Origin of the sequence: Actinomyces sp. oral taxon 897, from assembly GCF_002999235.1 — a bacterium.
In the GTDB taxonomy this organism is placed as follows: Bacteria; Actinomycetota; Actinomycetes; order Actinomycetales; family Actinomycetaceae; genus Actinomyces.
In genome coordinates this window covers 1,616,374-1,630,411 of sequence record NZ_CP027236.1, presented here as the reverse complement: position 1 = coordinate 1,630,411, position 14,038 = coordinate 1,616,374, and the positions used below count along the sequence as shown (strand labels likewise).

The 14,038-nt window shown below is 69.5% G+C and carries 20 protein-coding genes; 18 read left to right on the top strand and 2 right to left on the bottom strand.

Translation table 11 applies throughout. The annotated features are described in order from the left end of the window. Nucleotide 1: 1 nt before the first annotated feature. The 18 genes from C3V41_RS06685 to rplQ all read left to right on the top strand — a co-directional run bounded on the left by C3V41_RS06685 (nucleotide 2) and on the right by rplQ (nucleotide 11,078). Nucleotides 2-187, top strand: a complete 186-nt coding sequence (locus tag C3V41_RS06685; RefSeq protein WP_106109616.1) for a type Z 30S ribosomal protein S14 — start codon at nucleotides 2-4, stop codon at nucleotides 185-187. 58 nt (nucleotides 188-245) lie between these two features. Continuing rightward, entirely contained in the window at nucleotides 246-644 is a 399-nt protein-coding gene (gene rpsH, locus C3V41_RS06680; RefSeq protein WP_106109615.1) for a 30S ribosomal protein S8, read from the top strand. A 21-nt stretch (nucleotides 645-665) separates the two neighbouring features. Next, nucleotides 666-1,205, top strand: coding sequence for a 50S ribosomal protein L6 (gene rplF, locus C3V41_RS06675; protein WP_106109614.1), 540 nt, complete (start codon nucleotides 666-668; stop codon nucleotides 1,203-1,205). A gap of 2 nt (nucleotides 1,206-1,207) precedes the next feature. Continuing rightward, nucleotides 1,208-1,597: a 50S ribosomal protein L18 gene (gene rplR, locus C3V41_RS06670; protein WP_106110722.1), complete on the top strand. Its 390-nt coding sequence runs from the start codon at nucleotides 1,208-1,210 to the stop codon at nucleotides 1,595-1,597. Between the two features lie 33 nt (nucleotides 1,598-1,630). Continuing rightward, on the top strand, nucleotides 1,631-2,338 hold the full coding sequence (rpsE, locus tag C3V41_RS06665; protein WP_106109613.1) for a 30S ribosomal protein S5: 708 nt from the start codon (nucleotides 1,631-1,633) through the stop codon (nucleotides 2,336-2,338). Continuing rightward, nucleotides 2,338-2,532: a 50S ribosomal protein L30 gene (gene rpmD / locus C3V41_RS06660; RefSeq protein WP_106110721.1), complete on the top strand. Its 195-nt coding sequence runs from the start codon at nucleotides 2,338-2,340 to the stop codon at nucleotides 2,530-2,532. The genes rpsE and rpmD overlap by 1 nt, the downstream gene beginning before the upstream one ends. A gap of 1 nt (nucleotide 2,533) precedes the next feature. Continuing rightward, on the top strand, nucleotides 2,534-3,010 hold the full coding sequence (gene rplO, locus C3V41_RS06655) for a 50S ribosomal protein L15 (RefSeq protein WP_106109612.1): 477 nt from the start codon (nucleotides 2,534-2,536) through the stop codon (nucleotides 3,008-3,010). Between the two features lie 301 nt (nucleotides 3,011-3,311). Then, complete coding sequence (gene secY, locus C3V41_RS06650) at nucleotides 3,312-4,604, top strand: preprotein translocase subunit SecY (RefSeq protein ID WP_106109611.1); 1,293 nt, start codon at nucleotides 3,312-3,314, stop codon at nucleotides 4,602-4,604. Further along, nucleotides 4,601-5,185: an adenylate kinase gene (locus C3V41_RS06645; protein ID WP_254423506.1), complete on the top strand. Its 585-nt coding sequence runs from the start codon at nucleotides 4,601-4,603 to the stop codon at nucleotides 5,183-5,185. The genes secY and C3V41_RS06645 overlap by 4 nt, the downstream gene beginning before the upstream one ends. Nucleotides 5,186-5,263: 78 nt before the next feature. Then, nucleotides 5,264-6,157, top strand: a complete 894-nt coding sequence (gene map, locus C3V41_RS06640) for a type I methionyl aminopeptidase (protein WP_106109609.1) — start codon at nucleotides 5,264-5,266, stop codon at nucleotides 6,155-6,157. Nucleotides 6,158-6,510: 353 nt separating this feature from the next. Beyond that, nucleotides 6,511-7,122: an alternate-type signal peptide domain-containing protein gene (locus tag C3V41_RS06635; protein ID WP_165271591.1), complete on the top strand. Its 612-nt coding sequence runs from the start codon at nucleotides 6,511-6,513 to the stop codon at nucleotides 7,120-7,122. A 29-nt stretch (nucleotides 7,123-7,151) separates the two neighbouring features. Continuing rightward, the gene (locus C3V41_RS06630) at nucleotides 7,152-7,928 is read left to right on the top strand and encodes a signal peptidase I (protein ID WP_106109607.1); all 777 of its coding nucleotides are present in this window, start codon (nucleotides 7,152-7,154) and stop codon (nucleotides 7,926-7,928) included. After that, nucleotides 7,921-8,142, top strand: coding sequence for a translation initiation factor IF-1 (gene infA / locus C3V41_RS06625; protein ID WP_106109606.1), 222 nt, complete (start codon nucleotides 7,921-7,923; stop codon nucleotides 8,140-8,142). Before C3V41_RS06630 ends, infA begins: the two co-directional genes overlap by 8 nt. A 34-nt stretch (nucleotides 8,143-8,176) precedes the next feature. Beyond that, nucleotides 8,177-8,290 carry a 50S ribosomal protein L36 gene (gene rpmJ / locus C3V41_RS06620; RefSeq protein ID WP_008729428.1) on the top strand — a complete coding sequence of 38 codons (114 nt, stop codon included), beginning with the start codon at nucleotides 8,177-8,179 and terminating at the stop codon, nucleotides 8,288-8,290. 146 nt (nucleotides 8,291-8,436) lie between these two features. Then, nucleotides 8,437-8,811, top strand: coding sequence for a 30S ribosomal protein S13 (rpsM, locus tag C3V41_RS06615; RefSeq protein WP_106109605.1), 375 nt, complete (start codon nucleotides 8,437-8,439; stop codon nucleotides 8,809-8,811). Between the two features lie 69 nt (nucleotides 8,812-8,880). Beyond that, entirely contained in the window at nucleotides 8,881-9,282 is a 402-nt protein-coding gene (gene rpsK / locus C3V41_RS06610) for a 30S ribosomal protein S11 (RefSeq protein ID WP_106109604.1), read from the top strand. A 140-nt stretch (nucleotides 9,283-9,422) separates the two neighbouring features. Continuing rightward, nucleotides 9,423-10,430, top strand: coding sequence for a DNA-directed RNA polymerase subunit alpha (locus tag C3V41_RS06605; RefSeq protein ID WP_106109603.1), 1,008 nt, complete (start codon nucleotides 9,423-9,425; stop codon nucleotides 10,428-10,430). A gap of 30 nt (nucleotides 10,431-10,460) precedes the next feature. Continuing rightward, the gene (gene rplQ, locus C3V41_RS06600) at nucleotides 10,461-11,078 is read left to right on the top strand and encodes a 50S ribosomal protein L17 (RefSeq protein ID WP_106109602.1); all 618 of its coding nucleotides are present in this window, start codon (nucleotides 10,461-10,463) and stop codon (nucleotides 11,076-11,078) included. Nucleotides 11,079-11,359: 281 nt separating this feature from the next. On the opposite strand, the gene C3V41_RS06590 is transcribed toward rplQ, so the two are convergent. Both C3V41_RS06590 and C3V41_RS06585 read right to left on the bottom strand, forming a co-directional pair. Then, nucleotides 11,360-12,730 (bottom strand): NAD(P)/FAD-dependent oxidoreductase, encoded by a 1,371-nt coding sequence (locus tag C3V41_RS06590; RefSeq protein WP_106109601.1) that lies wholly within the window; start codon nucleotides 12,728-12,730, stop codon nucleotides 11,360-11,362. Nucleotides 12,731-13,022: 292 nt separating this feature from the next. Beyond that, a complete protein-coding gene (locus tag C3V41_RS06585; RefSeq protein ID WP_106109600.1) occupies nucleotides 13,023-13,781 on the bottom strand; it encodes an ROK family protein in 759 nt (252 codons plus the stop codon). Nucleotides 13,782-14,038: the final 257 nt, after the last annotated feature.

Here is a 14,038-nt window from a genome sequence, read left to right as displayed (position 1 = left end):
CATGGCGAAGACCGCCCTGATCGAGAAGGCCAACCGGAAGCCCAAGTTCGGTGTCCGCGCCTACACGCGCTGCCAGCGCTGCGGACGCCCCCACTCGGTGTACCGCAAGTTCGGCCTGTGCCGTATCTGCCTGCGGGAGATGGCGCTTCGCGGCGAGCTCCCCGGCCTGACCAAGTCCAGCTGGTAAGAACTTACGTCGCAGGTCCGGTGAGGAAACCGCGACGAGGAAGGGCCGAGGCCCACTTATGACTATGACAGACCCGATCGCAGACATGCTGACCCGTCTGCGCAACGCCAACAACGCCCACCACGACTCCGTCTCCATGCCGTCGAGCAAGCTCAAGGTGAACATTGCCGCGATGCTCAAGGCCGAGGGCTACATCGCCTCCTACGAGGTCGCCGACGCCGCGGTGGGCAAGACGCTCACCCTGACCCTGAAGTACGGCGCCAACCGCCAGCGCGCCATCCAGGGCCTCAAGCGCGTCTCCAAGCCCGGACTGCGCGTCTACGCCAAGTCCACCAACCTGCCCAAGGTCCTCGGCGGCCTGGGGGTGGCCATCCTGTCCACCTCCTCCGGCCTCCTGACCGACCGGCAGGCCGAGTCCCGGGGCGTGGGCGGCGAAGTCCTCGCCTACGTCTGGTAAGAGAAGGAACGGAGGAGAACAATGTCTCGTATCGGACGACTTCCCGTTCCGGTCCCCGCCGGCGTGGACGTCACCATCAACGGCCGGGAGGTGACGGTCAAGGGCCCCAAGGGCACCCTGACCCGCACCATCGCCGCGCCCCTGAGCGTGACCCGCCAGGAGGACGGCTCCGTCCTGGTGACCCGCCCTAACGACGAGCGCCTCTCGCGCTCCCTGCACGGCCTGTCGCGTACCCTCATCCACAATATGGTCGTGGGCGTCACCGAGGGCTACACCAAGAACCTTGAGATCGTCGGCACCGGCTACCGCGCCGCCCAGAAGGGGACCGCCATCGAGCTGTTCCTGGGCTTCTCGCACACCGTGGTCGTCGAGGCGCCCGAGGGCATCACCCTCAAGGTCGACGGCAACCTCAAGATCGCCGTCTCCGGCATCTCCAAGGAGCAGGTCGGCGAGGTGGCCGCGAACATCCGCAAGATCCGTCCGCCGGAGCCCTACAAGGGCAAGGGCGTGCGCTACGCCGGCGAGAACGTGCGCCGCAAGGTCGGAAAGGCTGGTAAGTGACCATGGCTTACGCGATCAAGAGGGGCAAGGGCGCCGCCAGGAAGGTGACGGCCCGCAAGATCCGCCACCAGCGCGTGCGCAAGCACGTCAACGGCACCCCCGAGCGCCCGCGCCTGGTGGTCACCCGGTCCAACCGCCACATGGTGGCCCAGGTCGTGGACGACACCATCGGCCACACCCTGTGCTCCGCCTCCACCCTGGAGAAGGCCGTCAGGGACGCGGACGTGGAGGGCCACAAGGTCGGTGCCGCCCACAGGGTCGGCGAGCTCGTGGCCGAGCGCGCCAGGGCCCTGGGCATCGAGACGGTCGTCTTCGACCGGGGCGGATTCAAGTACCACGGTCGTGTGGCGGCCGTCGCGGAGGGCGCCCGCGAGGGCGGCCTGGTACTGTGAGCGCCGGACGACGAGAGAACTAAGGAGCATCTGATGGCTGCACCGCAGCGAGACAGGTCCGCGTCGTCCGACGGCTCGGCCCGCAGCACCGACGAGCGTCGCGGCGAGGGCCGCGGGCGCCGTGACCGCAACAACGACCGCCGTGACCGTTCCGGCCGCGGCACCGACGACAAGTACATTGAGCGCGTCGTCGCCATTAACCGCGTGTCCAAGGTCGTCAAGGGCGGCCGCCGCTTCACCTTCACGGCACTGGTCGTCGTGGGTGACGGCGAGGGCACCGTCGGCGTGGGCTACGGCAAGGCCAAGGAGGTCCCCTCCGCCATTGCCAAGGCCGTGGAGATCGCGAAGAAGAACTTCTTCCACGTCCCCATGATCCGCCGCACCATCCCGCACATCACCCAGGGTGAGGACTCCGCCGGGATCGTCTTCCTGCGCCCCGCGTCCCCCGGTACCGGCGTCATCGCCGGGGGCCCGGTGCGCGCGGTGCTGGACTGCGCCGGCGTCCACGACATCCTGTCCAAGTCGCTGGGCTCCTCCAACGCGATCAATATCGTGCACGCCACGGTGGACGCGCTCAAGAGGCTGGAGCAGCCCGAGGCCGTCGCCGCCCGCCGCGGCCTGCCCCTGGAGGACGTCGCCCCGCAGTCCATGCTGCGGGCCCGTGCCGAGGGGGAGGCCGAGAAGCGGGCCGAGGCCGAGAAGAAGGAGGCCGAGAAGGCCGCTGAAGGAGTTGGTGCGTGATGGCTACCACCACGACCAAGCAGCTCAAGGTGACCCAGGTCCGCTCCGGCATTGGTGGTACCCACCGGCAGCGTGCCTCCCTCAAGACCCTGGGCCTGCGTAAGATCCGCCAGTCCGTCGTGCGCGAGGACACCCCCAGCGTGCGCGGCCTGATTGCCACGGTGCACCACCTGGTCACCGTTGAGGAGGTCTGAGATGGCTGACACCAGCAACACGCAGGAGGAGAAGGGGCAGGTCATTAAGCTGCACGACCTGCGTCCCGCTCCCGGCTCCAAGAAGGCCAAGACCCGTGTGGGCCGTGGCGAGGGCTCCAAGGGTAAGACCGCTGGCCGCGGCACCAAGGGCACCAAGGCCCGCTACCAGGTCCGCCCCGGGTTCGAGGGCGGTCAGATGCCGCTGCACATGCGTCTGCCCAAGCTCAAGGGCTTTAAGAACCCCAACCGGGTGGAGTACCAGCCCGTGAACGTCGGCCGTATCGCCGAGCTGTTCCCCGACGGTGGCACGGTCACCGTGGAGGACCTCGTCGCCGCGGGCGCCGTGCGCAGGAACCAGCCGGTCAAGGTCCTCGGCGGTGGCGACGTCACCGTGGCCCTGACCATTACCGCCGACGCCTGGTCCGCCTCCGCCAAGGAGAAGGTCGAGGCCGCCGGGGGCACGCTCACCGCCCGCTGAGCGCTCCTGCCTGCTTCCCCGGTCCCCGGCCAGCACTGCTGGCCGGGGACCGCTACGTAGGGGCGCACCCACACCTCAGGTGCGCGGCCGCGGCGGGTGTGGTCAGGTGGGCGCACGCAGGCTCGCACCCGCGGGCGCGGCCGCGGCAGGCGTGGCCAGGGCCGCGGCGGGCGCGCAGGCCCCGGGGTTCAGGGTCGGGCCCGGCACGCGGTAGGGTGGCCTGTGGTGCCACCACCGGTGCCACCACGCGACGCCGTACCCGGGGTCGCTCCACCCACACGCGACTTCCTGGGAGGGACGAGTGCTTCGCGCCTTCGCTCAGGCCTTCAGGACACCGGACCTGCGGACCAAGCTCCTCTTCACCCTCGGCATTATGGCCCTGTTCCGGCTCGGGTCGGTCCTGCCGACGCCGGGCGTCAACCTGACCAATGTGCAGCAATGCATTGGTCAGAGCCAGGACGCGGGCCTGCTGGGCCTGGTCAATATATTCTCCGGAGGGGCCCTGCTCCAGCTGAGCGTCTTCGCGCTCGGCATTATGCCATACATTACCGCCTCCATTATTATCCAGCTGCTGCGCGTGGTCATCCCCCGTTTTGAGGAGCTGCACAAGGAGGGCCAGTCCGGTACCGCCAAGCTCACGGAGTACACGCGCTACCTGACCATCGGCCTGGGCGTCCTGCAGTCCGCCACCATTGTGGCCACCGCCGCCAACGGCCAGCTCTTCCCCGGGTGCACGGCGAAGGTCATCCCCAACTCCTCGCCGGTCAACCTGGCCCTCATGATCGTGACCATGACGGCGGGCACCGGCCTGATTATGTGGCTCGGCGAGCTCATTACCGAGAAGGGCATCGGCAACGGCATGTCCCTGCTCATCTTCACCTCCATCGTGGCGCGCTTCCCCCAGAACATGGCCTCCGTCATCGGGGGCAACGGGGGCACGGGCAAGTTCCTGGCCATTATCACCGTGGTCCTCCTGGCCACCCTGGCCGTGGTCTTCGTGGAGCAGGCCACCCGCCGCATCCCCGTGCAGTACGCCAAGCGCATGATCGGGCGGCGCCAGTACGGGGGGTCCACCACCTACATCCCTATTAAGATCAACACCGCCGGCGTCATCCCCGTCATCTTCGCCTCCTCGATCCTCTCCGTGCCCCAGCTCGTGGCCCAGTTCGGCGACCGGACCAGCGGGTGGGTGCAGTGGATCCAGACCAACCTCCAGCAGACCCAGCCCATCTACCTGGCGGCCTACGGCGTCCTCATCCTGTTCTTCACCTTCTTCTACACGGCGATCACCTTCGACGCGGCGGAGATCAGCGACAATATGAAGAAGTACGGCGGCTTCATCCCCGGCGTCCGGGCCGGTGAGCCCACCTCCCGGTACCTGTCCTACGTCATTAACCGGGTCACCACGGCGGGCAGCCTCTACCTGGTGGTCCTGGCCCTCCTGCCCACCCTGGCGGTCATCTGGCTGGGCCTGTCGCAGCACCTGCCCTTCGGCGGCACGACTATCCTCATTATGGTGGGTGTCGGTCTCCAGACCGTCAAGGAGATCAACTCCCAGCTTCAGCAGCGCCACTACGAAGGGTTCCTCTCATGAGCGCACGCATGGTCCTCCTGGGCCCCCCCGGGGCCGGCAAGGGCACCCAGGCCGCCCGCGTCTGCCAGCGCCTGGCCGTCCCCGCCATCTCCACGGGGGACATCTTCCGGGCCAACGTCTCGGGGGGCACCCCCCTGGGCGCCCAGGCCAAGACCTACATGGACAGGGGCGAGTACGTCCCGGACTCCGTCACCAACGCCATGGTCGCCGACCGCCTGGCCCAGCCAGACGCCTCAGACGGGTTCCTGCTGGACGGCTACCCCCGGACCGAGGCCCAGGTCCACGAGCTGGACGCCATGCTGGCCCGCGACGGACGGGCCCTGGACGTCGTGGTGGAGATCACCGCCGACGCCGAGGCCGTCATTGAGCGGCTCCTCAAGCGCGCCACCGAGCAGGGGCGCGCGGACGACACCGAGCCCGTCATCCGCCGTCGCCTGGAGGTCTACGCCGAGGCCACCGAGCCCCTGGCCGCCCTCTACGAGCGGCGTGGCCTGCTGGTGCGCGTCAACGGGATCGGTACCCTGGAGGAGGTCACCGACCGCCTCATGACCGCACTGGCCTCCCGGGGCGTCGGGGCCTGAGAGCGGGTCGCGGCAGGCCTGTGGCGTAGGTGGGTCGCCGTCCTGCCCCTGACCCACCACGTTATCCAGGAGGAGACCATGCTGGGCCGCGACCACATCCAGATCAAGACACCCGACCAGGTACGCCAGATGCGGCGCGCGGGCCTGGTCGTGGCCGACGTCCACGCCGCCCTGCGCGAGGCGGTACGCCCCGGCGTGACCACCGCCGAGCTGGACGCCGTCAGCGCCGAGACCATCCGGCGCGCGGGGGCGGTCTCCAACTTCCTGGGCTACCAGGACTACCCGGCCACCGTCTGCGTCTCGGTCAACGAGGAGGTCGTCCACGGGATCCCGGGCCCGCGGGTCCTGGCCGAGGGGGACCTGGTCACCTTCGACTGCGGCGCCTACGTCCTGGACGAGGAGGGCACCGCCTGGCACGGGGACGCGGCCTTCACCACGGTGGTGGGCGGGCGCTACGCCAGTGACTCCGACCGGGTCCTGGACACCACCACCCGTGAGGCCCTGTGGAGCGCCGTCGCCGCCCTGGCCCGCGCCATGGAGGGCCAGGCCACCGGCCGTGGCGAGCGCCTCAACGCCGTGGGCGACGCCGTCGAGGAGGTGGTGGCCGCGGCCCGTGAGCGTGAGGACATGGAGCTGGGCATACTGGAGGAGTACGTCGGCCACGGCATTGGCACCCAGATGCACATGGCCCCCGACGTCCTGAACTACTCGGTGCGCCGTAAGGGGCCGCGCCTGCGCCCCGGCATGGTGCTGGCCGTGGAGCCCATGCTGACCGCGGGCGGGCCCGCCGTGCGTGAGCTCGACGACGGCTGGACGGTGGTCACCCAGGACGGCTCCCGGGCGGCCCAGTGGGAGCACACGGTGGCGCTCGTGCCCGGTGGCGTGTGGGTGCTCACGGCCTCCGACGGCGGGGTGGAGGGCCTGGCCCCCTTCGGGATCGCGCCCAGGCCCCTGACCGAGCGGGCCGGCTAGGGGCCCATGCGCCGCACCCCCGCGGGGGTGGTGAGACGGCGGCGCGGGCGCTGCTCGCCTCCCGCCCGCGGGTAGGCTGCGGTGTACAGGGCGACGGTGCCGAGAACGGCCGTCTCCCGTCCCCGCCCGCGGGTAGGCGGCCCCCTCAGGGCGGTGCGTGGGCGGGGGGAGCGGTTCTCGGGCGAGGCGGCGCATAGGTCCCACCCGGTCTCCCGGCGGGGGAGTGACGCAGCCGGTGCTATGGGACCAGGAGGGCGGTTGTCGCCGTCCCAGGCTCGGTGTAGTCTCTGCTCGGTGAGCAGAACTGCTTGCTTCCCCTCTCGAACCTACGCGATGCATCAAGGAGGATGCTCATGTCCCGTTCCACCCGTGCCCTGGTCGCCACAGGTGCAGCCGTCGCACTCCTGGCCGGATCCGGCGCCACCTTCGCTCGGTGGTATGACGAGAAGACCCTGTCCGAGTCCCGGGTGGCCACCGGCACCCTGTCCCTGACCACCACCGGTACCCCCACCTGGACCATTAACACCGCCGCCACCGACGAGAACGGCGACGCCACCGTCCCCTTCGACCCCGCCACCGACAAGATCGTGCCCGGTGACGTCGTGGAGTACTCCACCACCGTCACCCTCCACCTCCAGGGCAAGAACCTCCACGCCGCCCTGGGCGTGGTGGCGGAGGAGGGCTACACCCTGGCCGAGGGCGTCACCGCGACGCCGTCCTACGACTGCGGCAACGTCAACCTCGCGGACATTACCACCGCGGACGACGGCAAGTCCTGCAACGTCAAGATCCTCGTGCAGTACACCTTCGGGGCGGACAACACCCACTCCGGCATTATCGAGAACAACGGCGACGGCACCCACGAGGGCACCGGCTGGCAGAAGGCCCCCGAGGGCCAGGGCAAGGCCCTGGACGTGCCCTCCTTCAAGGTGGTCCTCGAGCAGAAGATGCGTCCCTCGCTCTGAGCCGCCCGGCGTGAGCCGGTGGCGCCCCCATGCGACACGCAGTCCCGACCGGGTCCGCCTCCCCCGTCAGGAGGCTGGCCCGGTCGCGCGCGCTGCGCTGGGGCGTGGGGGCGCTGGAGGCCGTCGTCGGCCTGGGGGCGCTGACGGTGGTGGCCCTGGCCTCCCTGGTGCCCACCGTCATGGGCTGGGTGCCCCTGACCGTCCTGACCGGCTCCATGGCCCCCACCATCCCGGCGGGCTCGCTGGTGGTGGTGCGGCCGCTGAGCGAGGAGCAGGCCACCCGCCTGAGCGTGGGCTCGGTGGTCACCTACCAGAGCGCCACCGGCGGCAGGGACCTGGTCACCCACCGGATCGTCTCGCTCAACGTGCTCGACGACGGCACGACCACCTACACCATCCAGGGGGACGCCAACGCCGCCCCCGACCCCGCCCCGGTCAGGCCCGCCCAGGTCCTGGGCCTGGAGCGCTACCACGTGCCGGTCCTGGGGCGCCTGCTGACCCTGGTGGGACCCGAGGTCAAGCAGGTCGGGCGCCTCCTGGCCGGGGTGGCGCTGCTGGCCTACGCCGCCTGGCAGGTCGTCGCCGCCCTGAGGGAGCGCCGCAGATGTGGCCGGAAACACCGCGATCACGCGCCTTCTGGCCTGGAGGGGGAGCGGGATACTGCCGTATCGTTGGCAGTCGGCGCGCCCAGGCCATCCCCTGGGGACTCCCCCTCGCAGGTGGAGCAGGGGGGCGGGGGCGCTGACCCGACGGCGTCGTCGTCGGGGAGTTCGAGCGAGAAAGCACCGGCGGAGGAACATGGCTAAGAAGGATGGCGTCATCGAGGTCGAGGGATCGGTCGTCGAGGCCCTTCCGAACGCAATGTTTCGGGTGGAGGTGAACAACGGGCACATTGTGCTCGCGCACATCTCCGGAAAGATGCGGCAGCACTACATCCGCATTCTCCCCGAGGACCGTGTGGTCGTGGAGCTGAGCCCCTACGACCTGTCCCGCGGCCGCATCGTCTACCGGTACAAGTGACAAGCCTCCCCTCACGGGGCGGCGGAGGGCAATCATGAAGGTCAAGCCGAGCGTGAAGAAGATCTGTGACAGCTGCAAGGTGATCCGTCGCCACGGCCGCGTCATGGTCATCTGCTCCAACCCGCGCCACAAGCAGCGTCAGGGCTGAGCACCACCCGGCCACCCAGGTGGCCGCTGAACAGCACCCGTCCCACGCGGCGCGTCGCGTCGCGACCCCCGGTCCCCGGAGGCCGGGGCCGCCGATAGCGGACAGACGGGTGACGACCTCCGGGAGCACACAGGAGAGACCACACCGTGGCACGTATTTCCGGTGTCGACCTGCCTCGCGAGAAGCGAGTCGAGGTCGCACTCACCTACATCTTCGGGATCGGCCGCACCCGCGCCACCGAGACCCTGGCCGCGACGGGCGTCAACCCGGACACGCGCGTCAAGGACCTCACCGAGGAGGAGCTCGTCAGGCTGCGCACCCACATTGACTCCAGCTACCAGGTCGAGGGTGACCTGAGGCGTGAGGTGCAGGCTGACATCCGTCGCAAGATCGAGATCGGCTGCTACCAGGGCCTGCGCCACCGCCGTCACCTCCCGGTGCACGGCCAGCGCACCAAGACCAACGCGCGTACCCGCAAGGGCCCCAAGCGCACCGTGGCCGGTAAGAAGAAGGCCAAGTAAAGCAACCGCCTGCGCACAGGCGTGAGACGCCCCGGTGCGCGCACACGATCTCATCACGAAGAAGGAAACATGCCTCCCAAGACCCGCTCTGGCGCGCAGAAGGTGCGTCGCAAGGACCGCAAGAACGTCGCCCACGGCCACGCCTACATTAAGTCCACCTTCAACAACACCATTGTCTCCCTGACCGACCCCCACGGCGCGGTCATCGCCTGGGCCTCCTCCGGGCAGGTCGGCTTCAAGGGCTCGCGCAAGTCCACGCCCTACGCCGCCCAGCTGGCCGCCGAGGCCGCCGCCCGCCGCGGCGCCGAGCACGGCATGAAGAAGGTCGACGTCTTCGTCAAGGGCCCCGGCCCGGGCCGCGAGACCGCGATCCGCTCCCTGCAGGCCGCCGGCCTGGAGGTCGGCTCCATTACCGACGTCACCCCCCAGGCCCACAACGGCTGCCGTCCCCCCAAGCGTCGTCACGTCTGAGCCCGGTGGCCGACGGCGGTCCGCTGCGTGCCCCGTCGTCGGCCACCGGTCCCGCCGGGGCACCGGGTGCGGCCGCGCCGTCGCCCCACCACCAGCAGGAACGGCGTCATATAGCGGGCGCCGCGACGAAAGGAAACCACGTGCTCATCGCACAGCGACCCACGCTCACCGAGGAGGTCGTCGAGGAGGACCGCCGCTCGCGGTTCGTCCTCGAGCCCCTTGAGCCCGGCTTTGGCTACACCCTCGGCAACTCCCTGCGGCGCACGCTGCTGTCGTCCATCCCGGGCGCGGCGGTGACCAGCGTGCGCATTGAGGGCGTCCCCCACGAGTTCCGCACCATTGAGGGGGTCAAGGAGGACGTCGCGCAGATCATCCTCAATATCAAGGAGATCGTCCTCTCCAGCGAGAACGACGAGCCGGTGGTCATGTACCTGCGCAAGTCCGGCCCCGGGGACGTCACCGCCAGCGACATCACGCCCCCCGCCGGGGTCGAGATCCACAACCCTGAGCTGGTGATCGCCACCCTCAACGAGAAGGGCAAGCTGGAGATCGAGCTGACGGTCGAGCGCGGCCGGGGCTACGTGTCCGCCAACCAGAACAAGGACCCGCAGGCGGAGATCTCCCGGATCCCGGTGGACTCGATCTACTCCCCGGTCAAGAAGGTGTCCTACGCCGTCGAGGCCACCCGCGTGGAGCAGCGCACGGACTTTGACCGCCTGGTGGTGGACGTGGAGACCAAGGCCTCCATTACCCCGCGTGACGCGCTGGCCTCCGCCGGCAAGACCCTCGTGGAGCTCTTCGGGCTGGCCCGGGAGCTCAATGTCGAGGCCGAGGGCATTGAGGTGGGTCCCTCCCCGGTGGACGAGGCCCTCCAGGAGGACCTCGCCATGATGATTGACGAGCTGGACCTGCAGGCCCGCTCCTCCAACGCCCTCAAGCGTGAGGGCATTCACACCGTTGGCGAGCTGGTCTCCCGCAGCGAGGCCGACCTGCTCGACATCCGTAACTTCGGTGCCAAGTCGATCTCCGAGATCAAGGACAAGCTGGCCGACCTGGGCCTGGCCCTCAAGGGCACCCCGGTCGACTTCGATCCTGAGGACGACGACTTCACCAACAACCCCACGTTCAGCGACGAGCAGCAGGCCTGAGAGCCGCTCGTCAACTACTAGGAGACAACAATGCCTCGCCCCCCCAAGGGTCCCCGCCTGGGCGGAAGCGCCCAGCACGAGCGCCACATGCTGGCCAACCTCGCCACCCAGCTCATTGTCCACGAGTCCATTACGACGACGGAGGCGCGCGCCCGGCGCCTGCGCCCCTACGTGGAGAAGCTCATTACCAAGGGCAAGCGTGGCGACCTGCACGCCCGGCGCACGGTGATGAAGAAGATCACGGACAAGTTTGCCGTGTACCGTCTCTTCGAGGTGATCGCCCCCCAGCTTGAGGGGCGCGACGGCGGTTACACCCGCATTATCAAGACCATGCCGCGCAGGGGCGACAACGCCCCCATGGCCGTGATCTCCCTGGTCCTGGAGCCGGTGGCCAAGAAGGAGGTCGTGGACGACGCCGTGACCACCGCCAAGCGGGCCGCGCAGAGGGCCGTCGCCGCGAGGAAGGCCGAGGCGGCTCCTGCTGAGGCCGCTGAGGAGGCTCCTGCCGAGGCTGAGGAGGGCGCGGACGCCGAGGCCGCCACGAAGGGCGCTGACGCCGAGGCCGCTGAGAAGACTGAGGCCGCCCAGAAGGACGCGGACGCCGAGGAGACGCCTAAGGCCGCCGCCAAGGTTGCTGCGGAAGGCTGAGGCTGCTGCGGAGGCTGCCATCTCCCAGGCGCCTGAGGCCGCCAAGACTGAGGCCGACACGAAGGGCGCGGTCGCCAAGAAGGGCGCGGCCAAGGCCTGAGCCGACGTCCTCCGCGTGAGCGCACGGGGCTCGGTCACCTCCAGAGGTGACCGGGCCCCTACTCGTGAGAACGGTACTTATTGCTCGCGAGAACGGTACTTGTTTGCCGTGAGAACGGTACTTGTTCGTCGTGAGAACGGCTGCCTCGGGTGCGGGTGGCCCCGGGGCCGGGTCCGCTGGCCTAGTCGTGGTCGTGGCGCTCCTCGGTCAGCACGTCCTGACCGGCCACCAGCCTCCCCGAGGAGCCGGCCCCCAGGGTCTCCAGGGCCAGGCGGGCCACCATTTGCTGGTTGGTGACCGTGCGCTCGGTACGTCGTCCGGAGATAAAGCTGAAGAACCAGTCCATGAGCGTGGAGAACTGGTTCTTAAAGCCCACGATGTAGAGCAGGTGGAGGAAGCACCACATCTGCCAGGCCACGAACCCGGACACCTCCAGACGGCGGATCTTGACCACCGCCCGGTAGCGCGAGATGGTGGCCATGGAGCCCTTGTCCCGGTAGGTGAAGGGCCCCTGGGGCTCCTTGCCCCGCAGACGGCGTCGGATCGCCTGGGCCACGTAGCGCCCCGACTGGATGGCCCCCTGGGCCACCCCGGGTACCCCGGGCACGCTCATGAGGTCGCCAATGACGAAGATCTCAGGGTGCCCGGGCACGGTGAGGTCCTTGTCCACCACCACCCGGCCGGCACGGTCCACCTCGGCGCCCGTGCGCTCGGCGAGGATCCGGCCCAGGGGGGAGCCCTGGACGCCCGCGGCCCAGACCTTGCACACCGAGTGGATGGTGGAGACCTCCTGGGTGTCCAGGTTCCTGACGGTGACCGTCTCGGCGTCCAGGCCGGTGACCACGGAGCGCATGACCACCTCCACGCCCAGGCGCTCCAGGGCCGCGCGGGTCTTGGCCCCGAGCCCCTGGCCGAAGGGCGGTAGGGGGTGGGGCGCGCCGTCGAGCAGGATGACCCGGGCGTCGCCGGGGTTAATGCGGCGGAACTCACCGCGCAGGGTGTCCCTGGCCAGCTCGCGGATCTGGCCGGCCATCTCCACCCCGGTGGGGCCGGCACCCACCACGACGAAGGTGAGCAGGGCCGCCCGGCGCTTCGGGTCCTTCTCGATCTCGGCCATCTCGAAGGCGCCGAAGATGCGGCTACGCAGCTCCAGGGCGTCGTCAATGGTCTTCATACCGGGGGCGAAGACGGCAAAGTGGTCGTTGCCGAAGTAGGACTGGCCCGCCCCCGCGGCCACGACCAGGGTGTCGTAGGGCGTGGAGTGCTGGTCGTTGTGGTGGCGCCAGCGGACCACGCGGGCCGTGGTGTCAATGTCCTCCACCAGGCCCACCACGGTCCTGGCGTTCTTCTGGCGGGTCAGGATCTCGCGGGTGCTCGGGGCGATCTGCCCCTCGGAGAGGATGCCGGTGGCGACCTGGTACAGCAGGGGCTGGAAGAGGTGGTGGCTGGTGCGGTCGATGACGGTAATCGCGACGTCCTCGCGCCGCAGGGCCTGCGTGGCGAAGAGTCCGCCGAACCCGGAGCCGATAATGACGACGCGGTGTGCGCTCATGGGTCCTCACTGTCCTCGGGGAGGGAAATACGGTATGGAGATCTTACAAAAATCCCGTCCCTGGTGGGGCCCGAGGAGGTGGCCCAGGGTAGCTGGGTGTGTGGCGGCTTGGGTGCGGTGTCTGCGGCGGCTTGGGTGCAGCGTCCCGGGTGCGCCGTCCGCGGTATCCTGGGTGCGGTGGCCTGTTACCGCTGTCAGGATGGCGGACGCCAATGGCACGCGGTGGCCTGGGCGTGGCGGCGGCTTGGATGCCCCGTCCGCGGCATCCTGGGTGTGGCGGCCTGGGCGTGGCTTAGGGGCGCACCATGTCCCAGCAGCGGGCGCCGCCGGTCATGCCGGCCTCGTTGGGCACCACCACGACGTCGTCGCCGATCCTGGCCAGCTGGGTGGACGTGATCCGCCGGGAGTTGCCGCCACCCAGGTAGAGGCGGTCCCACAGGTACATGGGGCGCAGGGCGTCCACCACGCGGCGCACCCGGCGCGACCAGTGGGCGTCCCCCAGGCGCAGGCGCTCGTGCTCGCCGATGTAGTCGTCGTAGGTCAGGCCCCAGCGCACCGGGCCCTGGGAGACCTCCACGTGCGGGGCCAGGGCGCCGTTGTCGAACACCGCGTTGCCCAGACCTGTGCCAAGGGTCACAATCATCTCCAGGCCGTGGCCGGTGACCACCCCGGCGCCCGCGACCTCGGCGTCATTGAGCACCAGGGTGGGCAGCCCCAGACGTTGGCTGACGGCGGTGCCCATGTCGAACCGCAGCCAGGCCTCCACCAGGTGGGGCAGGACTCGGGAGCGGGGGCCGTCCTTGGTGACGTAGTGGGGGGTGGCCACCACGACCCCGTGGCGGATCATGCCCGGCATGCCTACCGTGACCCGCGAGGCGGTGGGCAGCTGCTCGGCCAGGCCCGCGATCGTCTCCACCAGGAGGTCCGGGGGCAGGGGGTAAGGGGTAGGGGTGCGGACGGCGCGGGAGACCATGGCGCCCTCACTGTTCAGGACGGAGGCCTTGATCCCGCCGCCCCCGCAGTCGACGGACAGGGTCGTGTTGCTGCTCACCGCCCCAGGGTAGCGGCCCGCTCTCCTCCGCGAGAACGGTACTTATTCGTCGCGAGAACGGTACTTATTCGTCGCGAGAACGGTACTTGTTCGTCGCGAGAACGGTACTTATTGCTCGTGAGAACGGGCGGCTGGCTCCTGTGCGCCATTGGCCTGCCCTGGTTGTGGGGAGGCTCACCGCGGAGGCTGTCCAGGGCGCGTCCGCGGCCGCCAGGGCGCGTCCGCGGTGAGTAGGGGTGTGTTCTGGGTCAGGCCCG